Raw genomic sequence first — 25,025 nt, forward strand, 5'->3', positions numbered from 1 at the left:
GCCATACCCCCCCATCCTTGCCAATTGGCAGATACATGCTATATATCTGCCATTAGCGAGGTCTAAACATGCAGCTTCAAGCCATCACCACGACGCCGGCCGCGGTCGGCTCAGCCATATCGGATGAAGAGGCCGGTGCGCTGGCGCGCTCCACGGTCAATCTGTTCAAGGCCTGGAACCTCACCGACTTCGAGGCCTGCGTGCTGCTTGGCGGCATTTCGGCCCGCACCTGGGCGCGGTGGAAGGAAGGCGGCATCGGCCGGATCGACCGCGACCTGCGCACCCGCATGGCGCATCTGATGGGCATCCACAAGGGGCTGCGCTACCTCTTCACCGAGCCGGCGCGCGGCTATGCCTGGATCCGCAAGCCCAATGCCACTTTCGGCGGGCAGTCGGCGCTCGACCTGATGCTGCGCGGCGACATCTCCGATCTCGCGGCGATGCGCGAATGGCTCGACGCGGAGCGTGGTGCATGGTGAGTGGACTGGCGGTCCGTCGCCGCGTCCACTGGCCACAGACCTATCGCATCATCCGCTCCATCCATCCGCCGATCGACCTGTTCGAGGATATTGCCGACCCGCGCGACTGGGAGGCGCTGGCCGCCGTCGAGGAGAAGACCAACCCGCGCATCCGGCTCGAGTTCGGCGATCTCGGCAAGGTGCCGGCCGCAAGGCGGGTTTCCGGTCCGGGCGCCAGCTTCGTCATGGCGCCTTTCGTGCATTGCTCGACCTTGCGGCCCGGCCGCTTCTCGGACGGCAGCTACGGCATCTATTATGCCGGCGACAGCGAGGACGTGGCGCTCGCCGAAACCATCCACCATCACCAGAAATTCATGCGCGCGACCAACGAGGCGCCGGGCTGGACGGCCGATTTCCGCGTGCTGATCGGCAGCGTCGACCGCGACCTCGACGACGTCAACGCGGTACCCGGCGTGCTCGACCCGGACGACTACACGGCGTCGCAGGCGGAAGGGCGGGCGCTGCGGGCCTCGGGAAGCGACGGGCTGGTGTGGAACAGCGTGCGCATGCCGGACGGGGAGTGTATCGGCATCTTTTGGCCCGACGTCATCGGTGTCCCGGTCCAGGGCCGCCACTACAGTTACCACTGGGACGGCGGCCGCGTCGACTTCGTGCGCCAGCACGACACCGGCAAGGTGCTCGAAGTGGTGTGAGCAGGGCAGGGCGGCTTGTCCTCACGCCAACGCCGCCGCCAGCAGTTTCGCCTGCGGCGTCAGCGCCTCGAAGCGGCGGGCGCACAGATTGAGCTGGCGCGTGGCCCAGTCATCGCCGAGCCGCAGGCTGCGCAGCGTGCGGGCCGAACGGCGCGCCGCACTTTCGGGCACGATGGCGATGCCGGCGCCTTGCGAGACCAGCCGGCAGACATTGTCGAGGCCGGGCACGCGGATGCGGAAGTGCAGGTGGCCACCGAGCCTGGCGGCCTGGCGGGTGATGTGCTCCTGCAAGGGATGGCCGGCGCTCAAGCCGACGAAGGCTTCGCCGAGAAGGTCGGCAAGGCTGGCGGTCTGGCCTTCGAGGCCGGGCCTGTTCCGCGCCGTAATCACCACCAGGCGGTCGACGAAGAACGGTTTTTGCTCGAGATGCGAAAGGCCGGCCCAGGTCGCGGCGATGCCAAGATCGGCGGCACCGTTCGCCACCGCCTCGGCGATCTCATGGCTGGGGCGTTCGTCGAGCTCGATGTCGATCCCGGGATGCGCGACCAGGAAGGCCGGCAGCGTGTCGCGCAGGAGTTCGCTGGTCGCCGCCGTGTTGGCCATCAGCCGTATGCGGGCGCGCAGGCCCGTGGCATAGGTACCGAGGTCGCCGGCCATCGCCTCGATCTGGTTCTGCACCGCGCGCGCATGGTGGAGCAGCGCCTGTCCGGCCGCCGTCGGCACCACGCCGCGCCGGCGCCGCTCCAGAAGCGGCGCGCCGAGGCTTTCCTCCATGCCCTTGATGCGCGCGCTGGCCGAGGCCAGCGCCAGGCCGGCGAGTTCGGCGCCATGGGTGATGCTGCCGCGTTCGGCCACCAGCAGGAACAGCCTGAGATCGGTGAGGTCGAAGCGCATTTCTCGCTCCCGCAAATCGTGTCGTGCCAGGCTCAGCCTTCGTTCACGCCGAAGGCTGGCAGCGCAACTTCCACATTGTGGGCGGCCCGCATGTCAGTCAAATCATTTGCGACGGAGATAAGCTATGCGTGAAAAAACATCAGGCCGGCAAGGGCTAGGCATTCTTGAAAGCGCAGCGATCGTGCTGGCGATCGCGGTGGCCTCGCTTGCCATGGCGCAAGCGCAGCCTGGTTCGCAGGGATGCGCCGTGGCGGCGGCTTCCGTCAGCCGCGATGCCGTGCCGGCAAGCCCGGATGCCGAGGCGACGGACATGTTGTTGCATGATTGACCGGATTGGCATGCTCGAGTTCCATCCATAATGAACGTCCATCCATGCTAAGCGCCGGGGCCGTCGCCTTCATCGGCGCCGTTTTTCTCGCCGCCGGCCTCGTCAAGGGCGTCGTCGGCATGGGGCTGCCGACCGTGGCGATGGGCCTGCTGGCGGCGGCCATGCCGCCGGTTGAGGCCGCCGCCTTGCTGTTGATTCCGTCGCTGGTCACCAATCTGTGGCAGTTGTTCACCGGTCCATCCTTCCGCGGGCTCTGGAAACGGCTGTGGACGATGATGGCCGGTGTCGTCGTCGGCACCGTGACTGGCGCCGGCCTGCTGACCGGCGCACACACGATGATCGCCTCGGCCGGGCTTGGCGCCGCGCTGATGCTCTACGCGCTTGTCGGCCTGGCCAAGGCCGGCTTCACCACGCCGGCGCGCCACGAGGCCTGGATATCGCCGCTGGTCGGCGTGGCGACCGGGCTGGTCACCGGCGCCACCGGCGTTTTCGTCATTCCGGCGGTGCCATATCTGCAATCGTTGCGGTTGGACCGGGAAGACCTGATCCAGGCGCTTGGCCTCTCCTTCACCGTATCGACCTTGGCCCTCGGCTTCGGACTGTTCAGGGCCGGCGCGCTTGCCTCGCCGACGGCGCAATTGACGGGGTCGGTGCTGGCCCTGGCGCCGGCGCTGGCCGGCATGGTGGTCGGCCAGGCGCTGCGCCAAAGGATGAGCGTCGAGACTTTTCGCACGGTGTTCTTCGCCGGCTTGCTGGCGCTCGGGGCCTATCTTGCGTTGGAGGCTGCGCTGCAGGGCTAGTCTAAAAAAGCCAGCCCCAAAACCTCTTTCGAGTGTTTCGGCGGGGCCCGGCATTTTGGAGGATCAAGCGGTGCGCTTGCGTGCCTGCATGACGCTCAGCCATATGGCCGAGACGAGAAAATAGAAGGCGCCGAACGCGGCATAGGGCGCGATATCGGTGATGCCGGGCGTCGCGGCGCCGATCGCCTGTTTGATGAAGAAGCCGCCGGCAAGCGCCGACTGCGCACCGCTCAGCACCATCGCCCATTGCGCGCCCGCCCGCCAACGGCGCACGCCGGTGGCGAGCTGGAACAGGCCGGAGAGAATGGCCCATGCCCCGAACACCGCCAGGACCGCGTGCGGGCCCTGTCCAAGGGCGATGAAGACCGTGATCGCCGTGATCGTGCTGACCGCCGCGTTGAGCGCCTGGCTGGGATTGGCCTTCAGGCCGCCGCTGCGCTGCGCGTCCAGAACATTGGCGATCGCGTCCCAGGCGGGGTAGGCGACCAGCAGTATCGCCGCGACCGGCGGCGCGCTTTTGCCAAGGGTGAAGGCCGCCGCCACCCACGCGACCGAAAAGCCGGCGCGGAGGAAATAATATGACTTCAGCCACTGCGATGCGGCAACGCCGCTGGGCGCCTGGATGGTTTGAGTGCTCATTGGAACGTCCTGTCTTGTTGGATGGCCCGAGGCTGAGAGGCGGCGGGTTGACCCGCTTGATCACGCCCTCAGGGTTGGATGATTGGAACAGCCCATTCTCGCGCCCTCGGCGCGGGAATGGCTTTGCGCCAAGGCGAAAACAGCGCATAATCAATGGGAATGCGCTATCCTTGCCAAGGAATGTATGAGAACCGGTCGGCCATATCCATGATTGAATCGCCTGAAAACTTGACCATTCTTCCGGATGGAGGGCCGCGTGCGGGTGTCTCCGGCGACCTTCTCTCGCATGTGCTGGCGCAGATCAGGCTTACCGGCGACGAGGTCTTTTCACGCACGCTGGCGGAGGCGGAGCAACTCGATCTCGACGAGGGGCAGGCTCATATCGTCGTGGTGACCGCCGGCGCGCTGCGCATGGAGAGCGAGGACCAGGCCGCCGCCGTCATCGAGGCCGGCGACCTCGTGCTGCTGCCTCGCGGTCCCGGCGCGTCGCGGCTGGTGGCGTCGCATCCGCGCGTGGCGATCGTCGTCTGCCGCTTCTGGTTCGATCCGGACAGCCTGCGGGGGATGATCTTCGCCTTGCCGCACTGCATTCACATCCAGCGTGCCCAGGGGGCAGGGTGGGTCGATGGAATGCTGCCGTTCCTGATGGTCGAAACCAGCGGCGCCCAGCCGGGTGCTGCCTTGATGATTTCCCGCATCATCGATCTCATGGTCATCCGCACCTTGCGCAGCTGGGTGCATGAAGGGCACGCGACGGGCTGGCTCGGCGGGCTTTCCGATGCCCGCATCGCCCGTTCCCTGAAGGCCATCCACGAAAGGCCGCTGCAGCGGTGGAGCATCAATGAACTGGCCGACAAGGCCGGCATGTCACGTTCGAGCTTCTGCGAGCGCTTCGCCGCGCTCGTCGGGCGTTCACCGCTGCGCTACCAGAATGAATGGCGCCTGGGCCTGGCCCGCGATCTGCTGGCCAGGCGGGACGCGCGCGTGGGCGAGATCGGCTTGCGCATCGGCTACGAATCCGAAGCCGCCTTCAGCCGGGCCTACAAACAGCTCTTCGGGCACCCGCCACGGGTTGAATATGCGCTGACGAATGAACCCGGCAAGCAGCCCTGACCGGCGGCATTTTTTAAAAAGTGAGGTGCGGGACCTACCGCACCACCAGCACCGGGATCTCGGTGTAGGACAGCACCTCCGCCGTCTGGCTGCCCAGAAGCAGCCTGCCCAGCCCGCGGCGGCCATGCGAGGCCATGACGATCAGGTCGCAGTCTTGCGCCTTGGACAATTCCAGGATCGCTTCGGCGGGCCGTTTGTCCTCGACATGGACCAGTTTGGCGGAGACGCCGGCGGCATCTGCGGATGCCTTGCATTTGTCGAGCACTTCCCTGCCATAGCGGCGCGATTCTTCCTGGAAGACGGCCAGTTCATCGCCGGCGGCATAGCCGGCCATGGCGCCGCCCCAGGCGAAGATCGGGAATTGTTCCGAAACGGTGACGAAGGTGACGGCGGCGCCGAGGTCCTTGGCCAAAATGAGGCCCTGGGCGACGCCCTTGCCGGCCAGTTCCGAGCCGTCGGTGGCGATGAGCAGATGTTTGTACATGATGATCCGACCTGTGATGCCTGATTACTCTCCAACATAGATAGTTATGCCTCCGCGCTCATTCATTGAGCCAAAGCGGCGGGGATCAGGGCCAGCCAGGGATTCGATATCCAGAGCTTGGTGTCCCGGGCGGTCAATCGTTGGTGTCGGCGCTGCCCCTCATTGCCCTGCCGGGCATTTCTCCCCGTAAACTGGGAGAAAGAAGCTGCCTCAACGCCGCGGCCTCACTTGCAACGCTGCCGATTGGCGAAACCAGCGGCGACAGCGTCCTTCTCCCGTTTACGGGGAGAAGATGGCGGCAGCCAGATGAGGAGCGGCGCCGGCGCATCGAGAAGAGGCATGAATTTCGCCAGCCGGATTCCCCTTCGCGAAATCGTCCTCTAAGGTGCCGGCAACTTTGAAAGGCATTCCATGAGCAGCGCGTTTCCACAGATCCATCTGGTCCGGCATGGCGAGACCGCGTGGAGCCTTTCGGGGCAGCATACAGGCCGCACCGACATGCCGCTGACGCCGGCCGGCGAAGCGGCGGCGCGCGGTGTGGCGGACCGCTTGAAAGGCCTGTCGTTTTCGCAGGTTTGGACGAGCCCGTCGCAGCGCGCCTACAACACCAGCGTGCTTGCCGGCTTTGGGGCCGCGAGCCTCAAGCTGGACGATCTGCAGGAGTGGGATTACGGCGCCTATGAAGGGCGCACGACCAAGGAAATCCTGGCCGAGCGGCCGGGCTGGAACGTGTTTCGCGACGGTTGCCCGCAAGGCGAGACGGCGGCCGATGTCGGCGCCCGCGCCGACAGGATTATCGATCGCCTGCGCAAGGCCAATGCCGACATACTGATTTTTTCCAGCGCGCATTTCCTGCGCGTGCTCGCCGCCCGCTGGCTCGGCCTGCCGCCGGAAGGCGGGGCGCTGTTCGTGCTCGACACGGCCAGCATCAGCGTGCTGGGTTATGAGCATGATCTGACCGAGCCGGTCGTGCGCAAGTGGAACGGGAAGTAGGCAGGCCACATCAACCAGATGCGGTGACGCCTATCGTCTTCGTCATCCACGGGCGAAGCAAGGAGCGAAGCGACGCGGCGCAGACCCGAGGATCCATGCCGCGACTTCGGGGCGCAGCCACGGTGCGGAATTCTGCTCCGCTGCGCTTCACGGCAAAGGTCCCGGCATGGATCCTAGGGTCTCCGCGACGGAGCTGCGCTCCTGCTTCGCCCTAGGATGACGACGTGTTGGGTGGCTTTGGCTAATTCCGATGCTGGACGCTAATCAACTCAAACCGCGCGCCCGCCTCCTACCTCTCGAACTTCCTGATCGCCTCGGCGGTGATGGGCTGGAAGAAATTCACCAGATTGCCGTCGGGGTCACGGAACAGCAGCGAGCGGTTGCCCCAAGGCATGGTGGTCGGCTCCTGCACGGTCGTCTTCTTGATGAGGTCCGACAGCCGGGCGAATTCGGCATCGACGTCGCCGACGCGGAATTCGAGGATGGCGGTGTGGTTGTCGGCGGGGCGGGCGATGTCGCCGCCGAACAGCATCAGGGTGCGCGTGCTGCCGATTGCCAGCGTGCAGGCCGGGGTCGCCAGTTCGGCGAAGTCTTCCGTGTATACGGTCACCGGCATGCCGGTGATCTCACCGTAGAAGCGCACGAGGCGCTGGACATCTGACGTGATGATGCGGACAGAGACGAAATTCATCGCATTGGCTCCTTGATCTCGAAGCCGCGAGCGGGCTTCCCAGCCGATGCATAGACCAGGCCTCCTGACAGCTTTCTGTCAGGAGAGGAGTTGTGACGGTTACGCTTCGGGTTCGGTCCAGACCGGCGGCAGGCCGAAAGCCGCGAACAAATCGGGGCCGAGCGGGCCGACATAGACCGTCAGCGCGGTGATCCGGCCTTCGGCCGGCTCGATGACGTGCAGCGATTGCGCGCGCCATTCCGGGTCGTGAAACCGCTGCGCGTAGATCGCGACCGCGGGCTGGCCGTTGGCCCTTGTCGCCACCGCGCGATAGCCGGCGTAATTGTTCCACACGGTCTTGAAGAAGTCGTGGATCGCCTGGCGCCCCTGATACCAGTCATGCCATGGCGGCATGTGGTAGGTGGCGTCTTCGCGCAGCAGTTCGACGAAGCCATCGAGATTGGCGGCCTCCCAGGTGCTGATATAGCGTTCGAGCAGCAGGTCCTCGTCGGGGCTTGGCCGCGCGCGCTGCAGTGGCCGCCCCTTTGGAAAGCGTTCGCCAAGTGTGGCGCGCGCCCGCTGCAAGGCACTGTTGACCGACGCCGTCGAGCCGCCCAGCAATTGAGCCGCCTCCAGCGCCGACCAGCCGAGCACGTCGCACAGCAAAAGCACGGCGCGCTGCCTGGGCGGCAGAAGCTGGATCGCCGCGACGAAGGCCAGCCGGACGGCCTCACGGGTTTCGTAGCGTGCGTCCGGCCCGGGTGCGCCATCGGCGAGATCGGGCAGCTCGGCGTCCGGGTAAGGTTCCAGCCAGGCGAGTTCGGCGGCCGGCCCGGCAGCGGCGCGGCCTTCGGTCGACGGCCGTGCGGGCTCTTCGAGAATGCGGCGCGCCGACGACCTCGCCTTGATCGCGTTGAGGCAATTGTTGGTGGCAATGGCGTAGAGCCAGCCACGCGGCGAGCCGTGGCCGCCGAATTGCGCGCGGCCGCGCCATGCCTTCAGGAACGTGTCCTGGACGAGGTCGTCGGCCTCGTGCAGCGAGCCCATCATCCGGTAGCAGTGCAGCTTGAGTTCGCGGCGGTGGGTGGTGGTCAGGCGCTCGAAGGCCGGCCGGTCGAGGACCGGCCGGCCCGATGGCCCGGAAGCGCCAGGAGCATCCGTCATTTCAAGTCCACTGTAACGATTTCGGGCCATCCTGCGCGCCTCACGCCGCCGCCGCAAGGCCGCTGCCGCTCACCGTGAAGGCGGTGCCCTGGATCTTGCCGCCGGCAAGCGTCACCACGGCGCTGGCGACATCGGCGGGCGTCTGCATATCGGTCATGCTGGCCAGGAAATCCGCCGGGCTGATGCCGAGATAGGCCGAAACGCCCGATATGCCGCGCTGGCCGACGCCGGTGCCGGCCATGATGCGCATCGGCGCCAGCGCCATGAAACGCAGGCCGAGGCCAAGCCGGTCGGCTTCCTTCTGGCTGTGGGCGGCGAGGAACAACTGCATGCGCTTGGCGCCGGAGTAGCCGCCGGAATTGGGCGGGCCGCCGCTGAATGCAGCGCCGCTGGAGATCAGCACCACGCGGCTGCCGGGCTTCAGCCGGCCGCGCAGCGCCGCCTGGCAGAACAGGAAGGACGCCTTGACGTCCATTTCCCAATTGGCGGAGAATTCGTCCCAGCCCTGGTCCTGAATCGGTGCCGATGGGGCGAAGGCACCGGCGCAGATCACCAGCACGTCCGGTTCGAGAGCGGCGAAGACCGCATCGGGGGCCACCTCCTGCGTGGCGTCCGCCACGAGCGTCTTTACGCCTGACGCCTCCCAGGAGAGTTCCTTCAGAGCGTCCGCGCCCCGGGCGACGGCGAGCACGGTTGCTCCCTCGCTCAGCGCCGCCTTCACGATGGAGCGGCCGACGCCCCGGCTGCCTCCGACGACGACGACATTTTGACCTTGCAACGATCCCATGGTTCACCTCGCTGTTCCGGCCCGGAGGAATTCCGGCGCCTGATGATCAGGACAGCCGAGGCGGGTGGAATTCATCGGTACGTCGGTAAAATCTTTCCGGGGCGCCTGTCAGGCGGCTCTCATTCGTTCGCCGCATGGCCCTCGAGGGCGCGACGTTTGCTCAAGCGCGCAGCAACGCCAGAGCCGATCCATTGCCAGAAGCAAAACGCATCGGCGGTATCCAGATTCTATTCTGATAACCAAGAATTGATTGGAAGTACTGCGCCCGTGATTGGCGATTGGCTCGAAAGCCATCCTAAAACTGTCGGCGGGTGAATTAATTCATAAGGCTGAGGGGAGTTGATATGATCCGCCGCACAACGGGTATCATGACGGTGCTTGCGCTTCTGGGGTTTTCGGTCTGTCCAGCCGCCGCGTATACCCACTCGTTCAGCTATGAAAAAACGGCACTCTCCGGACAGGAGATTTTTCTCTACGGAGGATCGACCCTCAACCCCGACTGTTCGAAGGCCGGCAAGGATGATTTGAGGGCAATTTCCGGACCAAGTCATGGAAAGCTGATGATTATGAACGGGAAGACCTATGCGCACTACGCCAAGAAAGATGCGCGTGCGAAATGCGATTCGCGCAGGGTCGACGGGATCAAGGTCATGTATCGGTCGGCCCCCGGCTTCAAAGGGCGAGACGAGGTGACTTTGTCCCTTCATACCTTCTATGGATATGCGTCCAGGACGGTCATCAGGATCAACGTCGAATAGCAGATTCGTTTTTTGGCTGGTGGCGCCGCGCCGCTTACTCAGCCAGCAACGCCAGTTCCTCCGCCGTCAAATGCCGCGCAGAACCCTTGGCGAGGTCGCCCAGGCGGAGCCGGCCGATGGCGATGCGGATGAGGCGCTTGACCTCGATGCCGTGGGCGGCAAGCAGGCGGCGGATGTGGCGGTTCTTGCCTTCGTCGAGCACGATCTCCAGCCAGGCGGTGCGGCCGCCGCTGCGCAAAAGCGTGATCGCGTTGGCGGTCAGGGTCTCGCCGTCGAGGGTGACGCCCGCGCGCAACCTGTCCAGCGTCGTTTCATCCGGCACCGTGGCGACCTGCACGTGATAGGTCTTGGGCAAATGCGAGGCCGGATCCATCAGCCGGTTGGCGAAGTGGGTGTCGTTGGTCATCAGCAGCAGGCCTTCGCTGGCCTTGTCGAGACGGCCGACCGGCGAGACATAGGGCAGGTCGAGCCCTTCGAGACAGGCATAGACGGTGTCGCGCCGTTGCGGATCGTCACGGGTGGTGACCAGCCCGCGTGGCTTGTTCAGCATCAGATAGACCTTGCGCTCGGCAACGACCGCATCGCCATCGACGACGATGCGGTCGCGGTTCATGTCGACGCGCAGCGCCGCGTCACGCACCACCTTGCCGCCGACGCGCACGCGGCCCGCCGCGATCAGGACTTCGGCCTGCGTGCGCGAGCACAGGCCGAGTTTTGACAGCGCGCGGTTCAGGCTGACGCCGGGAGGTCCGGCGCTGCGGGGCTTGCCGGCTGGCGGCCGGCCGGGCGAAGGTGGTCGTGCTGCCATGCTGTTGCCGGTGATCCGTTCCAGCGGACAGATGCCACGGGCGAGGCGGGCACCGCAAGCCGGGCGCGGCCGGTCTGTTTCCTGTCCCAGCAACAAGCGCTTCAGGCGGATGGCTCGGCCATCACGATGAAATTGCCGCAGGTGTCGTCGAAGAAGGCCGATGTCACCGGGCCCGTGCGTTCCGGAGGCCCGAGAAATTTCACGCCGCGCCCGGTGAGCCGGTCGAACTCGGCGTGGATGTCGCCGACGGTGATGAGCGCCGCCGGGAAACGGGCGTCGTAAAGCGCTTGCTGCGCGGCGCGCGCCGGCGGGGCGCTGTTGGGTTCGAGCACCAGTTCCGTGCCGCCATCGTCGGGTGCCACCACCGTCAGCCAGCGGATTGGACCGCTGTCGTGATCATGCTTTTTCACAAAACCCATGACCGAGGTGTAGAAGGCCAGCGCCTTGTCCTGGTCGTCGACCTTGATGAGGATATGGCGAAGCCGCATGGTCGATTTCCTTTTATTCGCATGGGGTTGACGTCCGTACCTAATCCAGGCTGTTGAAGAACGCCGTCAGCACCGGGGCGTGCGCGGCCGTCTTCAGCATGTGGTTCTGGCCGGGCAGCGTCTGATAGCTTGCATTGGGCAATGCGTTGGCCAGGGCCTTGTTGCCATGCCGCATCCATGGCGGGCTCTTGCCGCCGTCGCTCACCAGTACCGGCACGCGCAGCGAAGCCCAGCGGCTGGGATCGAGCGGCTTGCCAAGCTGATCGCCGCCGACGATGGCGCCATCATGCGGCAAGGTAGGCGCCACCGCCTTGAGCCGTCGCCAGATCGGCATGAGCTTCATGAAGACGATGAGCAGGCGGGGCATGCCCACCGATTTGAGGAAGGCGGTCACGCCGTCGCCGCTCCGGCCTTCGGCCACGGCGGTCTCGATCGTCGCCCAGTCGGCCTGCGTGGTGGTGCGGCTGTCGTCGACGATCAGCGGCGCTTCGTAGAGCGCAAGCTTCTTGATGCCGGGCAGGCGGGTTGCCGCCATAAGCGCAAGCACGGCGCCCGACGACATGCCCCAGACATAGGCCTCGCCGCCGGCCGCCCGCAGCACGGCCTCGATGTCGTCGACCTCGCGTTCGACCGCGTAGGGCGCGGTGTCGCCGCTGCCGCCACGGCCACGACGGTCGTAGCGGAATACGGTGAAGTTGTCCGCGAGCGCCTTGGCCAGCGGACCGCTCGGCCCCATCGTGCGCGAGCACAGCGCGCCGTCGACGAGGATGAGCGGATGGCCCTGGCCGCGGCGCTCGCAGGCGATCGGCGTTCCGTCCCGCGACAGCACGGTTTCAATGGACGGTTTCGCGTTCTCAGCCGGCATGGTTGGCTTCCCGGTCTATCAGCTGCTCCAGCCGGTCGAAGGTCTGCATCCAGCCGCCGCGCATGCCGAGCGCCAGCAGGCGCTCGCGGTCGGCGGCACTCGCCAGCGTTACCTCGAAATGGACATGGGTCCGCATGCCGTCGGGCGTGAAGGTCACGGTGTGGCGGCTCCGGCCCGGCGGATTGCCGGCCCATTCGCGGATTTCCGGATCCGGTTCGTCGCAATAGCTCAGCCTGACGTTCTCGACGACTTCGAGATAGCGGCCCTGATTGCGATAGAGCGCGCCGCTGGCGGTCAGCATATCGATGCGCCAGCGGCCGCCGACGCGCACGTCGAGCACGCAGTGAGGAATGGTGCAGTCCCTGATGCCCCACCATTGCGCCACCAGTCTGGGGTCGGTCCACAGCCGAAAGACGCGCGCCACCGAAGCCTGGAACAACCGTTCGATGGCGAAGCTGCGCTCGGCTGCATCTTGGACGCGCTCGCTCATTTCGGCTTGTCCGCGCCGCGCCGCAGCAGATCCTCCATGCGGTCGAAGCGGCCTTCCCACAGCTTCCGGTAGTCGTCGAGCCAGCGGTCGATGTCGCGCAGCGGCTTGAGTTCGATGCGGCTCAGATGTTTCTGCGCCGCCCGGCTGCGGGTGACGAGGCCGGCCTGCTCCAGCACACCGACATGTTTGGAGACGGCCCGCACGGTGAGCGCGAAAGGTTGCGCGAGTTCGGCGACCGAGGCCTCGCCATCGAGCAGCCGGGCAAGGATCGCGCGCCGCGTCGGATCGGCGAGCGCGGCGAATGTCTGGTCGAGGGAGAATTCAGCAGCCATTTACGGAACCAATCAGTTCTGGAACTAATTGGTTCCGTATAGAGCTTGCCTTACCTCGTCAACAAGGTTCCGGAGAGAGCTGGGGCGCTCGCCGGGAAGGAGTTTCCACCCCGGCAAGCCTGGCGTTGGAAGCTCAGGCGGCTGCCTTCTCGGCCGCGATGCCGTTCAGGATCTGGATCGCATCCGCCGGCAGGTCCAGTTCGGCCGCCGCCAGGTTCTCCCTGAGATGCTCGACCGACGAGGTACCGGGAATGAGCAGGATGTTGGGCGCGCGGCGCAACAGCCAGGCGAGCGCCACCTGCATGGGTGTCGCGCCGAGCTTTTGCGCGACGTCGGCAAGCGTGCTCGACTGCAGCGGCGTGAAACCGCCGAGCGGGAAGAACGGCACATAGGCGATGCCGTCGGCGGCAAGCTCGTCGATCAGCGCGTCATCCTCGCGGTGGGCGATATTGTATTGGTTCTGCACGCAGACGATGTCGACCATGCCGCGCCCCTGCGCGATCTGTTTGCGGGTGACGTTGCTCAGGCCGATATGGCGCACAAGCCCCTGGCGCTGCAGTTCGGCGAGCGTGTCGAGCTGCGGCTCGAGCGACCCTTCGGCGGGTCCGTGGATGCCATGCATGGAGCGCAGGTTCACGACCTCGATCACATCCAGTCCGAGATTACGCAGATTGTCGTGCACGGCCTGCGTCAACTCCTGAGGCGACATTGCGGGGATCCACGATGCATCCGCGCCGCGCCGGGCACTGATCTTGGTGACGATGGTGAGGTTGGCGGGGTAGGGGTGCAGCGCCTCGCGGATGATCTGGTTGGTGACGTGGGGACCGTAGAAATCCGATGTGTCGATGTGGTCGACGCTGCTGGCAATCGCCTCGCGCAGCACGGCAAGGGCTGCCTCGCGGTCCTTCGGCGGGCCGAAGACGCCCGGTCCAGCCAGTTGCATGGCGCCGTAGCCGAGGCGCTTCACGGTGCGGTCGCCGAGCTTGAAGCTTCCGGCCTTGCTGATGTCGGTCATGGTGTCGTCTCCATTGGATCAGCCAGATATAGACAAGGCGCGCCTGCGCGATAATATGGTGCAATCGGCACAGCCTGTGCGGAAAGGCGAACAATGGCGGCGAATCTGGGCGACCTCCAGGCATTCATGGCGGTGGCGCGCGCCGGCGGTTTTCGCGAGGCGGCCCGGGTGGGCGGCGTCAGCGCCTCCAGCCTCTCGGAGACGGTGCGGCGGCTGGAGAGCGAACTCGGCGTGCGGCTTCTCAACCGCACCACGCGCAGCGTGGCGCCGACCGAGGCCGGCGCGCGCCTGCTCGAACGGCTCGGTCCCGCGCTCGGCGAGGTCGAGGCAGCGCTCGACGTGGTCAACGGTTTTCGCGGCCGGCCGGCCGGCACGTTGCGGCTCAACGTGCCTGTGGTGGCGGCGAAACTGGTGCTGCCGCGCCTGTTGCCGCCCTTCCTCGCGGCCTATCCCGACATTCGCCTGGAAGTGACCGCCGAGGACAGTTTCGTCGACATACTGGCGAGCGGCTGCGATGCCGGCATCCGCTATGACGAGCGGCTGGAGCAGGACATGATCGCCGTGCCGATCGGCCCGCGCCGCCAGCGCTTCGCCACCGCCGCCGCGACGGCCTATCTCGACCGGCGCGGCCGGCCCGAGCACCCGCGCGACCTGCTTGATCACGCCTGCCTGCGCGGACGCTTCGCCAGCGGCTTCACGCCGCCCTGGGAGTTCGAACGCGACGGCGAGGAGGTGAGCGTCGAGCCGACCGGCCCGCTGCTGGTCAGCACCGGCACCGCAATGGCGCTCGCGCTCGAGGTGGCCGTCGCCGGCTGCGGCATTGTCAGTCTGTTCGAGGACTGGCTGCATCCCTATTTCGACGATGGCAGGCTGGAGCCGGTGCTGGAGCCCTGGTGGCAGGAATTTTCAGGCCCGTACCTCTACTATCCCGGCCGCCGCCTGACGCCGGCGCCGCTGCGCGCGTTCATCGACTTTGTCGCTGGGATGCGGTGGGACTGATCCCGGACCGAAATCGTGCCGCACATCGCGCCGGCCTTTTCGGCCTGTCGCCACGATTGCTTTCGACCAAAGGGCAAATCCCCGATGTAACACTTTGTTGTCATTGAGGGCCTATCGAGGAGGCGATACGGCGAAAGCCCGGTAAAAGGAAAGGCGCGCGATGGGTTCGCCCTGGTCCGAATTGCTGGCCAATCTCGCGGTCGTCGCGATGTTCGTTTCGGTCTGGATCCACACCCATGTGTGGCTGGATCGCTGGCCGGCCGCCGCGAAGGCAGCGGCCTTCGGCCTGCTGATGGGCGCCGGCGCCATCGTCCTGATGCTGACACCCATGCAGTTGCAGCCGGGCGTGCTCGCCGATCTCAGGGCGACGATGATAGCCGTTGCCGGCTTCTTCGGCGGTCCTGTCGCCGGCATCGTCGCCGGGGTCATGGCCGGCGCCTTCCGGACTTTCGAGGGCGGCATCGGCGCCTTCGCCGGCGCGGTGGGCATCGCGGCCGCCATGCTGGTCGGCGTTGCCGGCAACCTTGCCCTGAAGGGCCGCCGCGCCACCATGATCGACATCATGATCCTTGGCGCGGCCGCGGCGGCGGCGTCACTGCTTGGCCTCAGCGTCCTGCCGCGGGATGTCCTGCAGATGGTTCTGCCGAAGGTTGCGCTGCCGTCCTCCCTGCTCATCTTCGTCTCGGTGGTTTTGTCGGGGCTGACGCTCTACCAGGAGCGGCGTCGCCTCGAAGCGCTGCAATCCCGGCGCATCTACAAGGCCGTGGTGGAGACGCTGCCCGATTGCCTCAACGTCAAGGATCTCGACGGGCGGTTCATCGCGGCCAATCCGGCAACGGCGGAACTGATGCATGCGGCCGATGCCAAGGCACTGATCGGCAAGACGGATTTCGACTTCTTTCCGCGTGAGACGGCGCAGGGCTTCCGCGAGGACGAGCTTGCCGTGCTGGCCTCGGGCGCCTCGTCCACCATCGAACAGCGCCTTCACCACGAGGACGGCACCGATGGCTGGCTGGCGACCTTGAAGGCGCCCTTTCGGGATCGGAGCGGAGCCATCATCGGCCTGATCACGCACAATCGCGACATCACCGTTCGCAAGCAGCTTGAGAACGAGCTGGCGGAAAGCCAGGCAAGGCTCGGAGACGCCCTGACGCACATGGCCGACGGCCTGGTGATGTTCGATCCGGACGGCAGGCTGGTGCTGTGCAACGCCCGGTACCGCGCCATGTTTCCGAAGACGGCGGACATGAGGGTGCCGGGTGCCGATTACCGCGACATCCTGCGCGCCTCGGCGGAGCGCGGCGAAGGGACCACGCCGCCGGACGCGGTCGAAGACTGGATCGCCGGCATCATGGCCGCGCAGAAGCTCGTCAGTCACCGCCAGGTCCAGCTTGCCGACGGGCGCTGGCTCGATGTGCGCACCCGGCCGACTGGCGATGGCGGCAGCCTCAGCGTGTTTTCCGACATCACCGAGGCCAAGCAGGTCGAGGCCGAACTGATGGCCGCCAATGAGAAGCTGAACCTTCTGGCGCACCGTGACGGCCTGACCGAACTGTTGACGCGGCGCGCCTTCGACGAAGCGCTGGCGCGCGAATTCGCCCGCGCCAGCCGCAACGCAATGCCGCTCAGTCTGCTCATCATCGACGTCGATTGGTTCAAGCGGTTCAACGACTATTACGGCCATCCGGCGGGCGATGAATGCCTGCGCGTCGTCAGCCGCTGCATCGAGGCGGCAGCCCGCCGGCCGGCGGACGCGGCCGCCCGCTATGGCGGCGAGGAGTTCGCGCTCATCCTGCCGGAGACCGATGCGCGGGGCGCCTTCGTCATCGCCGAAAACCTCAGGAGCAAGGTGCGCAACCTCGCTCTTGGGCATGCCGGCAGCGAAAAAGGCATCGTTACCGTCAGCATCGGTGTCGGCACCTTCGATGCCGGTGGCGCCGCCATGGAGATCGCCGATCTTTTGAATCGTGCGGACGAGGCGCTCTACGGCGCCAAGGCCGCGGGGCGGGACCGAGTGCATGGATGGCGTCCTCACCTCAGCGACCAACGCGCGACCGGTTCGCGGCGCAAGACTTGAGTCTTCCTAGGCCTAGGGCCGGGCTGCCGGGTAGAATCCGAGGGTGAACTGGCGATTGCCTGAATGAGGATTCGGCGGGCGCCTCTCTCTCAGTTGCTTCAACCGTTGTGGCCTGAATCCATGCTTACGGGATCGAGCTTCACAAGCCGAGCTTTCGCCTCGCCGACGCGTTGTTGCGCGGATCGTATCCTGTCGCAAAGCCTCAGATTGATACCGACGCCACAGTCCTCGTCCAGCATCGCGTTTGCACGTTCCAGGGCAAGTTCCGCTCGGTTGAGGCGCTGCCTCGCCCGGGCCAGTTCCAAGGTCAGAAGTTCCATTACTCCGCTTCCGTGGTTGCGGTCCCTTCCACTGGGAAACCCTCGCCGATTGGTTTGGTTCCGGGCTGTTCGGGCGCGGCTGCATTCGCTGGCGCGCATGCCCATGATGCCCGTCAGGACGGCCTCGGACGGGCAATGCTGGTGTCGAAAGTGCCTGGGAGGACAGGGGCGCCACCGCGGCCGGTCGACGATGTCGTCATCGTGTCAACCGGCACAATGATGACCATGCGAGCGTGCTGCTCCGGCCATAATGGCTTTCCGAAAAGGAACAAGGTGCTGGCGAGAAAACAAACCAGCAAGAGGATGGCCAAGGTGTTGGCGATGATGTCACCAAGTTGCATTTTCCCTCTCCTCCAAATCACGCATCGACAATCGTGAACGGGCATCAGCGGATGCCGAGCCCTCCGCCAAAGCAGGCGGGGCTGTCCTTCTCGAAGCGGGCTGCTACCAGCTCGACGTGAAGGTGACGAGCAATGCGGGGATCAACGCCGATAACGGGACCGCCATCAGCAGCACCATCTCGATAAGACGGGTTTCCTTGTCGCCGAACATCACAACCTCCTCCCGTCTCGGCCCGATGCCGGGGAATTCAGGGTTCGCTCACCAACTGGACGCAGTGAGCGAACCCTATTGGCGCAGGAAGGGACGTAGCTGCGCCAATTCGCTAAAAACATGGGGCTGCTTGCTGATATCAGTCAGCTGCCTGCCATCACGGAGCGACAACGAGTGCGAAAGGCGACCGTTCCCGGCGGGAGCGGCGGCAGGACCATTGCGTTCTTGAATGGGACCTAAGTCCGAGGTTGGCCCGACCGAAGCCCGACCGGGGAACGTTCATCCGTGCCTGAAGTTCGATCCTCAGCGCGGCGACAATCCTGTGCTGTGCCGATTTCAAATGGAGGAATTCATGAACAAGAATCTTGCCGCCGTAGCCGCGGTTCTGTTGCTCGCGGGTGTCGGCGCAGCCGCCGCCGAAGACGTCATCATCCAGCCCGAGCAGGAAACGGTGATCAAGGAATATGTGAAGAAGCAGCCGCTGGCTTCGGTGAAGGTTCCCGGCGTCGAACTCAGCCTCGGCACGGCTCTGCCCGACACGGTCGAGCTTCACGAAGTCCCCAATGTCAAATATCGCTACACCGTGATCGATGACCGGACGGTGATCGTGGATCCAGGCACCCACAAGATCATCAAGATCATCCAGTAACAACGCCCGGCCCGCCACCGGACTGGTGGCGGACCGGCTGCAAAGCGGGTTGCCCGCGCAATCAGAACTTGCGCGGGTCGATACCCTTGGTGCCCGGCCCATAAGGGCTTGGATAAATCTCGCCGATGGTCATCAGTTCGATCCCGCCGTCGAGCGTCGAGCCGATGATCCTGACCTCGGGATCATCGCAGCAGAACTCCCAGATCACCTGCCGGCATTCGGCGCATGGCACGCCGGAATAGGGGCCGTGGCAGACGACGCCCCTCTAACGGCTTGCCACCTTGTGGCGCAGAACGAGGCGGTATTCGTGCCAGATCAGCCAGATGACGACGAGGTCGAATATGGTGAGCACGATCAGCCCCGCGGAGTGGGTATAGCTGAAGCGGTAGAGCTGGTAGACGATGAACAGCAGCAAGGCGACCAGTGAGGCTGGATAGGCCCATAGCTTCCCCCTCAGCAGCCCCGCCACCAGGGCAATCTTGATGAGGCCATGGCTGAGAAGGTAAAATGCGTAGAAATGCTGCGTTCCGACGGAGAAATGGTTCGCCGCGTTCATCAGATGGCCGGCGATGGAATCATGCGGGTCCTCGACCAGCTCTTCCTGCGTCAGCCTGTTCACCAGCGACACGATGGTGCTGGTGCTGACAAAGGCGAGGAGCAAGCCGCCGACGCATTCGATGAGCGCATGTGCGCCCTTTAGCAGCAGGCTGACTTCGAAAATCTGGTGGACACGCTGCTCGTTCATGGCTCTCCTGCCATTTGGTGTGGCGGCTCGACGATAAGGTGAATTGATGGACGTGACGGCTACACATTGGATCAATTCGGCGGCGGGAATAAGCCCGGCGCTGGATCTGATCATGATCTCGGTGACGAAATTCGGTGTCCCGCTCCTGATCGCCTGCGTGGTCCTGCAATGGTGGAGCAGGACGGACCGGACCCACGTCCGCCATGCCGCGATCGCGGCGGGGTTGTCTTTCCTGATCGGACTTGGCGCCAACCAGATCAGCCTGCTTTTCGTGCATCGCGTGCGTCCCTACGACGCCGGTGTGACCCATCTCATCATTCCCGCCAGCGCCGACTGGTCGTTCCCCTCGGATCACGCGACGGCGGCTTTCGCCATCGTTGCCGCACTCGCCCTGCAGGCGCTTCCCGGACGCGCGCTGATTTTCGGAGCCGTGGCGGTGCTGATCTGCTGGTCGAGGCTGTTTGTGGGCACCCATTACGTCACGGATGTGCTTGGCGGTGCCTTGACCGGCATTGCCGCTGCGGTACTCGTCCGCGCCCTCTACCGTGAGGATTCGCGGCTTGACCGGCTGGCGACAAGTATCCTGTGATGGAAATCGGTCGTCGAACAGACCCGGCGTACAATCCTGCCGGGGCAAGTTCGGAAAGACCGGTCCATAATGTTACCCGGCGTGGTTCCGGTCGCGTCGCTGGCGCAATGTCGCTGCGTCCATGACCGATTTCCCAGACGCCTCGGCTATCGTCAAGGCCATCGCCATCGATGCCGACCCGGCCAAGGTCTGGCGGGTGCTGACGACGCCGGCACTGATCGCGCAATGGATGTCCGACGAAGAGCTTGATGTCAGCCTCGAGGCGCATGCCGGCGGCGCGATCGTGATACGCGGCGTGCTGCATGGCATGCCGTTCGAGAACCACGGCGCGGTCCGGGCCTTCGAGCCGGACAAGAGCTTCGCCTACAGCTATTGGAGCACGCTGTCGGCCTCGCGCCTGGCTGATATGCCGGAAAACCACACTGTGGTCGGCTTCGCACTCGAGCCGGCGGATCAGGGAACGCTGCTGACCTTGACGCTGAGCGGCTTCGCCGAACCGTCGATCCGTCCGCATGCCAATCTTTACTGGGGGCCGACCTTGCGGATCCTGAAGGCGATGTGCGAACGCCCCTAAGGGGTGCTGGGCTTCATCGACGGGTCCGTCGCGTCTCGCTCCTTGCGGCGCCGGGCGAGGTCGCGGATGCGGTCGGCGACCTTGCTGTCCACCGGGTTGTAGACGGTCAAGCTGAGGTCCGGCCGGCCATCGACCGCGAAGGCCGAATATTCGAGCTCGATGTCGCCGAGCTCGGGGTGCTTCAGGCGCTTGGTCCCGTCACCATGGGCGAGCACGTCGTTCTCCCGCCACAGGGTGGCGAACTCGGGGCTGGCGCCGCACAGTTCGTCGACGAGCTGGGCGACCTCGGACACCGCGCCGGCGCGCGCCGCGTCGGCCCGGAACGCGCCGACGACGAAACGGGCAAGGTTCTCCCAATCGTGCTGCTTGGCGCGGATGGCGGGGCTCAGGAACATGAAGCGCAGTATGTTGCGCTGGCCGTGGGGCAAGGTGCTGTAGTCGGTCATTACGACTTGCGCGGCGCTGTTCCAGGCGACGACATCCCAGGTCGCCGTCTTGATCAGGGCAGGGCTTGCCTCGAGCGTGTCGATCAGGCGCTGCAGCCTGGGGCTGACGCCGTCGGCGCGGAGGTAGCGGACCTCGGGCGGACGCCCCAGCCCCAGCATGAAAAGATGTTCGCGCTCGGCCTCGGTCAGCAGCAGGCCCTTGGCGATGCGGTTCAGCACGTCGGCCGAGGGTGCGCCGCCGCGGCCCTGTTCCAGCCATGTGTACCAGGTCGGGCTGATGTTGGCGCGCTGGGCAACCTCTTCGCGGCGCAGCCCAGGCGTGCGCCTGCGCCCGGAGAAGCCGAACGACGAGGGGTCGAGCCGGGTGCGCCGGTCTTTCAGGAACGCAGCGAGCGAGCCGTTGGAGGCGTTGGGCATCCTGTTAGCCATTATACCATGATAAGATCACTACTTTAATGGAATAATAGAGCAGCGATATTACGCAGGCAACCCAGGAGATTTTGCATGCGTATCTTTCTCACCGGCGCGACCGGCTTCATCGGTTCGGCGCTCGTTCCCGAACTTCTTCAGGCCGGCCATCAGGTGGTCGGCGTCACCCGTTCCGAGGCGGGCGCGCAGGCGTTGGCAGCCGCCGGCGCCGAGGTGTATAGGGGGACCCTCGAGGATCCGAAAGGCTTGCGTGACGGCGCGGCCAAGGCGGAAGCGGTGATCCACACCGCGTTCGACCATGATTTCTCGCGGTTTGTCGAGAACTGCGAAAAGGACAGCCATGTCATCGCCGCGCTTGGCGAGGCGCTCGCCGGCTCCGACCGGCCGCTGGTGATCACGTCGGGCGTCGGCATGGGCAGCCCCGGCCATGGCCAACTGGCGGTCGAGGATGTCTTCAACGCCGGTCACGCGAATCCCCGCATCGCCTCGGAACTCGCCGGCAATGCCTTGTTGGAGGCCGGCGTCAATCTTTCGGTACTGCGCCTGCCGCAGGTGCATGACACGAGGAAGCAAGGCCTCATCTCGCCGCTCATCGAGATCGCGCGCCAGAAGGGCGTTTCGGCCTATGTCGGCGAAGGCCGCAATCGCTTTTCGGCGGGCCATGTGCTCGATGCGGCGCGCCTCTACCGGCTGGCGGTGGAAAAGCGGCAACCCGGCGCGCGCTATCACGCCGTCGGCGAGGAAGGCGTCGAGGTGCGCGCGATCGCCGAGGCGCTTGGCCGGGGCCTGAACCTGCCGGTCGTTTCGATCGCGCCGGAAAAGGCGGCGGAGCATTTCGGCTGGATGGCGATGTTCGCTCCCATGGACCTGCCGGCCTCCAGCGCGCTGACCCAGGCGCGGCTCGGCTGGCATCCGACCGGCCCGACGCTGATCGCCGATCTCGACGCGATGCGATACTGAGGGGTGGTAGCAACGTTCGGAATTGGCCGAGGCTTCTAAACTTCGTCATCCCAGGGCGCAGCAGGAGCGAAGCTCCGTCGCGGAGACCCTGGGATCCATTCCGTGACCTGGGCCGAAGAGCGCAGCGGAGCAGAATTCTTCACTGTGGCGGGGCTCAGGAGTCCCGGCATGGATCCTCGGGTCTGCGCTGCGTCGCTACGCTCCTTGCTCCGCCCGTGGATGACGAAACGATGGAGGCATGCAGTCCAAAAACGCAAGCACGAGATCAGCCAGGGCTGACGGCGTAGCGTAGTTGGACGAGGCCATGCGCCAGGGTTTGGCAGCTTTTGAGAGACAGCCGCATCTTGCCCGCCAGGCCGGCCTCGCCGAACTCGACAACGCCCTGGTTCGCCGCCCGCGCATCGAGCGCGGGGGCAATGAGAAGGCTGAGCTCATCGACAAGCCCGGCCGCGAAGAAGGAGCCGTTGATGCCGGCGCCGCCTTCGAGCAGCAGCCGGCTTATGCCGAGTTCGCGCCCGAGCACGTCGAGCATCGCGGCGAGATCGATGTCGGGCGTTTGCGAAACGACATAGGACACGCCGTCGGCGGCGAGTTCGGCCAGATGGGTGTCCTCGACTTCACGCCCGAGCAGCACAACGACATGATCGCCGCCGATGTCGGGTTTGGCGAAGTGCAGCTTGCCCGAGGCATCGAGCGCCACGGCATAGCTGCCCGCATCGCGTCGCGCGAAATGATGCGGCCGCTCGACCTTGCCAGCATGCGCAGGCGGGTGCGCGCCGGCCTTGCTCATCTCGGCCATGGTGACGCGGCCGACGATCCAGGCGTCGCCTTCGAGGTCGTTGTGGATCTGTTCATAGAGGCCAGACCATTCGGCCCGGCTGCCGTCGGGGCTTTCGGTATAGCGGCTCGGATGAAGGCCGCCGTCGAGCGAGGCAAGCATATGGCAGATGATGTGCGGCTTCATATGGGTGTCTCCGTTTGTCGGCGTTGGCCAGTCCAAAGGTAATGCCGGGTCGGAAAAATGGAAGTCGACGTGGCGTGCCTTGAGGCTCCAAGCCCCGGCAGGTAGCATGACGGGATTTCAGCGACCCGGACCAGAGCATGGCGAACATGATCCTGTTTCACTCGGTTCTTGGCCTGCGCCGGATCGAACGTGATCTTGCCGAGCGCGTCCGCGCCAGCGGCCATGCCGTCACGCTGCCAGACCTTTATCAGGGTGCGGCGACGGACGATCTCGATGAAGGATTCGCAATCAAGGCACGGATCGGTTGGGACGCCATCTGCCTAAAGGCGCGGGAGGCTTTGGCCTCGACGCCAGGCGATGCGGTGCTGGCCGGCATCTCGATGGGCGCCGGCGTGGTGGCGGAATTTTGGGCGTCGCGTCCGCTGGCCGCTGGTGTCCTGCTGTTGCATGGTTTGGCGACCGTGCCAGCGAACACGCGCCCGGGCCTGCCGGTTCAACTACATGTCGCGGACGCCGATCCACTTTTCCCCGAGCCGGATGTCCGCGCCTGGCAGGAAAGCGCGGAGGCAGCGAGAGCGGATGTGCAGGTCTTCCGCTATCCAAACTCGGGACATTATTTTTCCGACCCGGCACTGCCCGACTATAATGCTGCAGCGGCCGCGCAACTTTGGAGCCGCACTTTGACGTTCCTGACATAGAAGAGCCTTCAGGCCCCAAGAATCCAAAATTCAGACAATTCCGACAAGTCGCTGTCCGGCTCTGTTATATCGATGTTGCACAAACGGTTGACCCTGGGTTAGCATCCTCTTGTTGACGCCGATCGGAGGAGTTTTGGCGGCGGTCAGCTGGAGCGGCATGCGTTCTTGGCGCAAGGAGGATGCTCCAACACTTTAACCGGCGCATGATCCTTCCTGAAACCGGTCCCGGTTTTTAGGGACAGTGCGCTTCTGTGGAGGAGGAACCCATGAACAGACGCGAATTCCTGATGACGTCCGTGGCCGCGGGCGCCATGATGCTGGTCGCACGCTCGGCTTTCGCCGAGGACAAACTCACCATTCTCGGCTCGGTGCCCAGTCTCGGCTTTCCGTTCTTCGTGCACATGCTGAACGAGATCAAGGCCGAAGCGCAGGCGCAAGGCGTCAACCTGACCGAGAGCGACGGCCAGAACTCGGCCACCAAGCAGACCGCCGACATCGAGGCGGCCCTGGTGCAGAAGGTCAACGCCATCGTCATCTCGCCGCTCGACGTCAACGCGCTGGCGCCAGCCATCGAGGAAGCGGTCAAGGCCGGCGTTCCCGTGGTGACGATCGACCGCCGCGTCGACGGTGTCCAGGGCATCCTTGCCCATGTCGGCGCCGACAATGTGAAGGGCGGCGAGGCGGAAGCGAGCGCCGTGGTGGCGGCATTCCCCAATGGCGCCAAGCTGTTCCACCTGCAGGGCCAGCCGGGCGCGGGTCCCGCGATCGACCGCAACAAGGGCGTGCACAATGTGCTCGATCCGCTGAAGGACAAGTACCAGATCATCTATGAGCAGACCGCCAACTTCGCCCGCGCCGAGGCGCTGACGGTGACGGAAGCCGGCCTTGCCGCCAACGGCAAGCCGGACGCCATCATCTGCGCCAATGACGACATGGCGCTGGGCGCGCTCGAAGCGTGCGCCGCGCGCAACTTCAGCGACGTCAAGATCTACGGCTTCGACGCGCTGCCCGAAGCGCTGGTCGCCGTGCGCGACGGCAAGCTCGCCGGCACGGTCGAACAGTTCCCCGGCAAGCAGTCGCGCACCGCCGTGCAGATCGCGGTCGCCTACGCCAAGGACAAGACCGAGCCGAAGGAGAAGCTGGTGCTTTTGACGCCCATCGTCATCGGCAAGGACAATTTGGATAAGGCGGAGCGGCTGAACGAGACGAAGTAGGCTGGATTGG

At 65.3% G+C, this 25,025-nt stretch carries 33 protein-coding genes; 15 read left to right on the forward strand and 18 right to left on the reverse strand.

Annotated elements, in window-relative coordinates; all coding sequences use genetic code 11:
- The first annotated feature begins 68 nt into the window (after positions 1 to 68).
- Together EN861_RS30420 and EN861_RS30425 are read left to right on the forward strand one after the other, a co-directional pair.
- Positions 69 to 479 carry an MbcA/ParS/Xre antitoxin family protein gene (locus tag EN861_RS30420; protein WP_135867380.1) on the forward strand — a complete coding sequence of 137 codons (411 nt, stop codon included), beginning with the start codon at positions 69 to 71 and terminating at the stop codon, positions 477 to 479.
- A complete protein-coding gene (locus EN861_RS30425; RefSeq protein WP_135867381.1) occupies positions 473 to 1,171 on the forward strand; it encodes an RES family NAD+ phosphorylase in 699 nt (232 codons plus the stop codon). The genes EN861_RS30420 and EN861_RS30425 overlap by 7 nt, the downstream gene beginning before the upstream one ends.
- A gap of 21 nt (positions 1,172 to 1,192) precedes the next feature.
- Here EN861_RS30425 and EN861_RS30430 read toward each other — a convergent pair whose 3' ends face one another.
- Entirely contained in the window at positions 1,193 to 2,065 is an 873-nt protein-coding gene (locus EN861_RS30430) for a LysR substrate-binding domain-containing protein (RefSeq protein ID WP_135867382.1), read from the reverse strand.
- 124 nt (positions 2,066 to 2,189) lie between these two features.
- Here EN861_RS30430 and EN861_RS30435 point away from each other — a divergent pair, with 124 nt between their 5' ends.
- Both EN861_RS30435 and EN861_RS30440 read left to right on the forward strand, forming a co-directional pair.
- On the forward strand, positions 2,190 to 2,393 hold the full coding sequence (locus EN861_RS30435) for a hypothetical protein (RefSeq protein WP_135867383.1): 204 nt from the start codon (positions 2,190 to 2,192) through the stop codon (positions 2,391 to 2,393).
- A 44-nt stretch (positions 2,394 to 2,437) separates the two neighbouring features.
- A complete protein-coding gene (locus EN861_RS30440; protein ID WP_135867384.1) occupies positions 2,438 to 3,193 on the forward strand; it encodes a sulfite exporter TauE/SafE family protein in 756 nt (251 codons plus the stop codon).
- 63 nt (positions 3,194 to 3,256) lie between these two features.
- On the opposite strand, the gene EN861_RS30445 is transcribed toward EN861_RS30440, so the two are convergent.
- Complete coding sequence (locus EN861_RS30445; RefSeq protein ID WP_135867385.1) at positions 3,257 to 3,832, reverse strand: DUF308 domain-containing protein; 576 nt, start codon at positions 3,830 to 3,832, stop codon at positions 3,257 to 3,259.
- Between the two features lie 207 nt (positions 3,833 to 4,039).
- Between EN861_RS30445 and EN861_RS30450 the strand changes: the two genes are divergently transcribed.
- On the forward strand, positions 4,040 to 4,945 hold the full coding sequence (locus EN861_RS30450; RefSeq protein WP_127870190.1) for an AraC family transcriptional regulator: 906 nt from the start codon (positions 4,040 to 4,042) through the stop codon (positions 4,943 to 4,945).
- 34 nt (positions 4,946 to 4,979) lie between these two features.
- Here the strand turns inward: EN861_RS30450 and EN861_RS30455 are convergent, their stop codons facing one another.
- Positions 4,980 to 5,429, reverse strand: a complete 450-nt coding sequence (locus EN861_RS30455; protein WP_127281313.1) for a universal stress protein — start codon at positions 5,427 to 5,429, stop codon at positions 4,980 to 4,982.
- A gap of 411 nt (positions 5,430 to 5,840) precedes the next feature.
- Here EN861_RS30455 and EN861_RS30460 point away from each other — a divergent pair, with 411 nt between their 5' ends.
- Entirely contained in the window at positions 5,841 to 6,422 is a 582-nt protein-coding gene (locus EN861_RS30460) for a histidine phosphatase family protein (protein ID WP_127280127.1), read from the forward strand.
- Positions 6,423 to 6,711: 289 nt separating this feature from the next.
- Here EN861_RS30460 and EN861_RS30465 read toward each other — a convergent pair whose 3' ends face one another.
- The 3 genes from EN861_RS30465 to EN861_RS30475 all read right to left on the reverse strand — a co-directional run bounded on the left by EN861_RS30465 (position 6,712) and on the right by EN861_RS30475 (position 9,043).
- Positions 6,712 to 7,113 (reverse strand): VOC family protein, encoded by a 402-nt coding sequence (locus tag EN861_RS30465; protein WP_127280128.1) that lies wholly within the window; start codon positions 7,111 to 7,113, stop codon positions 6,712 to 6,714.
- 99 nt (positions 7,114 to 7,212) lie between these two features.
- Positions 7,213 to 8,256 (reverse strand): RNA polymerase subunit sigma-70, encoded by a 1,044-nt coding sequence (locus EN861_RS30470; RefSeq protein WP_135867386.1) that lies wholly within the window; start codon positions 8,254 to 8,256, stop codon positions 7,213 to 7,215.
- A 40-nt stretch (positions 8,257 to 8,296) separates the two neighbouring features.
- Positions 8,297 to 9,043, reverse strand: coding sequence for an SDR family NAD(P)-dependent oxidoreductase (locus EN861_RS30475; RefSeq protein WP_135867387.1), 747 nt, complete (start codon positions 9,041 to 9,043; stop codon positions 8,297 to 8,299).
- 344 nt (positions 9,044 to 9,387) lie between these two features.
- Between EN861_RS30475 and EN861_RS30480 the strand changes: the two genes are divergently transcribed.
- Entirely contained in the window at positions 9,388 to 9,801 is a 414-nt protein-coding gene (locus EN861_RS30480) for a hypothetical protein (RefSeq protein WP_135867388.1), read from the forward strand.
- Positions 9,802 to 9,835: 34 nt separating this feature from the next.
- Here EN861_RS30480 and EN861_RS30485 read toward each other — a convergent pair whose 3' ends face one another.
- The 6 genes from EN861_RS30485 to EN861_RS30510 form a co-directional block, all read right to left on the reverse strand.
- Positions 9,836 to 10,609 carry a pseudouridine synthase gene (locus EN861_RS30485; protein WP_135867389.1) on the reverse strand — a complete coding sequence of 258 codons (774 nt, stop codon included), beginning with the start codon at positions 10,607 to 10,609 and terminating at the stop codon, positions 9,836 to 9,838.
- 101 nt (positions 10,610 to 10,710) lie between these two features.
- The gene (locus tag EN861_RS30490) at positions 10,711 to 11,097 is read right to left on the reverse strand and encodes a VOC family protein (RefSeq protein WP_135867390.1); all 387 of its coding nucleotides are present in this window, start codon (positions 11,095 to 11,097) and stop codon (positions 10,711 to 10,713) included.
- Between the two features lie 40 nt (positions 11,098 to 11,137).
- Positions 11,138 to 11,962, reverse strand: coding sequence for an alpha/beta hydrolase (locus EN861_RS30495; RefSeq protein WP_135867391.1), 825 nt, complete (start codon positions 11,960 to 11,962; stop codon positions 11,138 to 11,140).
- Positions 11,952 to 12,452 carry an SRPBCC domain-containing protein gene (locus EN861_RS30500; RefSeq protein ID WP_135867392.1) on the reverse strand — a complete coding sequence of 167 codons (501 nt, stop codon included), beginning with the start codon at positions 12,450 to 12,452 and terminating at the stop codon, positions 11,952 to 11,954. The genes EN861_RS30495 and EN861_RS30500 overlap by 11 nt, the downstream gene beginning before the upstream one ends.
- Positions 12,449 to 12,784: a metalloregulator ArsR/SmtB family transcription factor gene (locus tag EN861_RS30505; protein WP_135867393.1), complete on the reverse strand. Its 336-nt coding sequence runs from the start codon at positions 12,782 to 12,784 to the stop codon at positions 12,449 to 12,451. Before EN861_RS30505 ends, EN861_RS30500 begins: the two co-directional genes overlap by 4 nt.
- Before the next feature lie 133 nt (positions 12,785 to 12,917).
- The gene (locus tag EN861_RS30510; protein WP_135867394.1) at positions 12,918 to 13,799 is read right to left on the reverse strand and encodes an aldo/keto reductase family oxidoreductase; all 882 of its coding nucleotides are present in this window, start codon (positions 13,797 to 13,799) and stop codon (positions 12,918 to 12,920) included.
- A 93-nt stretch (positions 13,800 to 13,892) separates the two neighbouring features.
- Here EN861_RS30510 and EN861_RS30515 point away from each other — a divergent pair, with 93 nt between their 5' ends.
- Both EN861_RS30515 and EN861_RS30520 read left to right on the forward strand, forming a co-directional pair.
- Positions 13,893 to 14,798 carry a LysR family transcriptional regulator gene (locus EN861_RS30515; RefSeq protein WP_135867395.1) on the forward strand — a complete coding sequence of 302 codons (906 nt, stop codon included), beginning with the start codon at positions 13,893 to 13,895 and terminating at the stop codon, positions 14,796 to 14,798.
- 160 nt (positions 14,799 to 14,958) lie between these two features.
- On the forward strand, positions 14,959 to 16,875 hold the full coding sequence (locus EN861_RS30520) for a diguanylate cyclase (RefSeq protein WP_135867396.1): 1,917 nt from the start codon (positions 14,959 to 14,961) through the stop codon (positions 16,873 to 16,875).
- A 98-nt stretch (positions 16,876 to 16,973) separates the two neighbouring features.
- On the opposite strand, the gene EN861_RS30525 is transcribed toward EN861_RS30520, so the two are convergent.
- Both EN861_RS30525 and EN861_RS30530 read right to left on the reverse strand, forming a co-directional pair.
- Entirely contained in the window at positions 16,974 to 17,195 is a 222-nt protein-coding gene (locus EN861_RS30525; RefSeq protein WP_127278834.1) for a hypothetical protein, read from the reverse strand.
- A 113-nt stretch (positions 17,196 to 17,308) separates the two neighbouring features.
- Positions 17,309 to 17,536 (reverse strand): polymerase, encoded by a 228-nt coding sequence (locus EN861_RS30530; protein WP_135867397.1) that lies wholly within the window; start codon positions 17,534 to 17,536, stop codon positions 17,309 to 17,311.
- Positions 17,537 to 18,099: 563 nt separating this feature from the next.
- Between EN861_RS30530 and EN861_RS30535 the strand changes: the two genes are divergently transcribed.
- A complete protein-coding gene (locus tag EN861_RS30535) occupies positions 18,100 to 18,396 on the forward strand; it encodes a DUF1236 domain-containing protein (RefSeq protein WP_135867398.1) in 297 nt (98 codons plus the stop codon).
- A gap of 61 nt (positions 18,397 to 18,457) precedes the next feature.
- Here EN861_RS30535 and EN861_RS35630 read toward each other — a convergent pair whose 3' ends face one another.
- A complete protein-coding gene (locus tag EN861_RS35630) occupies positions 18,458 to 18,604 on the reverse strand; it encodes a hypothetical protein (protein ID WP_167531333.1) in 147 nt (48 codons plus the stop codon).
- Positions 18,605 to 18,661: 57 nt separating this feature from the next.
- The gene (locus EN861_RS30540) at positions 18,662 to 19,141 is read right to left on the reverse strand and encodes a DUF2127 domain-containing protein (protein WP_135867399.1); all 480 of its coding nucleotides are present in this window, start codon (positions 19,139 to 19,141) and stop codon (positions 18,662 to 18,664) included.
- 46 nt (positions 19,142 to 19,187) lie between these two features.
- On the opposite strand from EN861_RS30540, the gene EN861_RS30545 reads away from it, so the two are divergent.
- Together EN861_RS30545 and EN861_RS30550 are read left to right on the forward strand one after the other, a co-directional pair.
- Positions 19,188 to 19,730, forward strand: coding sequence for a phosphatase PAP2 family protein (locus EN861_RS30545; protein WP_135867400.1), 543 nt, complete (start codon positions 19,188 to 19,190; stop codon positions 19,728 to 19,730).
- 121 nt (positions 19,731 to 19,851) lie between these two features.
- The gene (locus tag EN861_RS30550) at positions 19,852 to 20,304 is read left to right on the forward strand and encodes an SRPBCC domain-containing protein (RefSeq protein WP_135867401.1); all 453 of its coding nucleotides are present in this window, start codon (positions 19,852 to 19,854) and stop codon (positions 20,302 to 20,304) included.
- Here EN861_RS30550 and EN861_RS30555 read toward each other — a convergent pair.
- A complete protein-coding gene (locus EN861_RS30555; RefSeq protein ID WP_135867402.1) occupies positions 20,301 to 21,179 on the reverse strand; it encodes a helix-turn-helix transcriptional regulator in 879 nt (292 codons plus the stop codon). The two genes, EN861_RS30550 and EN861_RS30555, sit on opposite strands and share 4 nt — an antisense overlap.
- 75 nt (positions 21,180 to 21,254) lie before the next feature.
- Here EN861_RS30555 and EN861_RS30560 point away from each other — a divergent pair, with 75 nt between their 5' ends.
- Complete coding sequence (locus EN861_RS30560; RefSeq protein WP_135867403.1) at positions 21,255 to 22,139, forward strand: SDR family oxidoreductase; 885 nt, start codon at positions 21,255 to 21,257, stop codon at positions 22,137 to 22,139.
- Between the two features lie 265 nt (positions 22,140 to 22,404).
- Here EN861_RS30560 and EN861_RS30565 read toward each other — a convergent pair whose 3' ends face one another.
- Positions 22,405 to 23,103: a RibD family protein gene (locus EN861_RS30565; RefSeq protein ID WP_135867404.1), complete on the reverse strand. Its 699-nt coding sequence runs from the start codon at positions 23,101 to 23,103 to the stop codon at positions 22,405 to 22,407.
- A 137-nt stretch (positions 23,104 to 23,240) separates the two neighbouring features.
- Between EN861_RS30565 and EN861_RS30570 the strand changes: the two genes are divergently transcribed.
- Together EN861_RS30570 and EN861_RS30575 are read left to right on the forward strand one after the other, a co-directional pair.
- A complete protein-coding gene (locus tag EN861_RS30570) occupies positions 23,241 to 23,801 on the forward strand; it encodes a dienelactone hydrolase family protein (RefSeq protein WP_135867405.1) in 561 nt (186 codons plus the stop codon).
- A 266-nt stretch (positions 23,802 to 24,067) separates the two neighbouring features.
- Positions 24,068 to 25,015 carry a substrate-binding domain-containing protein gene (locus EN861_RS30575; protein ID WP_135867406.1) on the forward strand — a complete coding sequence of 316 codons (948 nt, stop codon included), beginning with the start codon at positions 24,068 to 24,070 and terminating at the stop codon, positions 25,013 to 25,015.
- The last annotated feature ends 10 nt before the right edge of the window (positions 25,016 to 25,025 follow it).

It is taken from the genome of Mesorhizobium sp. M8A.F.Ca.ET.218.01.1.1 (assembly GCF_004791165.1).
Lineage (GTDB): Bacteria > Pseudomonadota > Alphaproteobacteria > Rhizobiales > Rhizobiaceae > Mesorhizobium.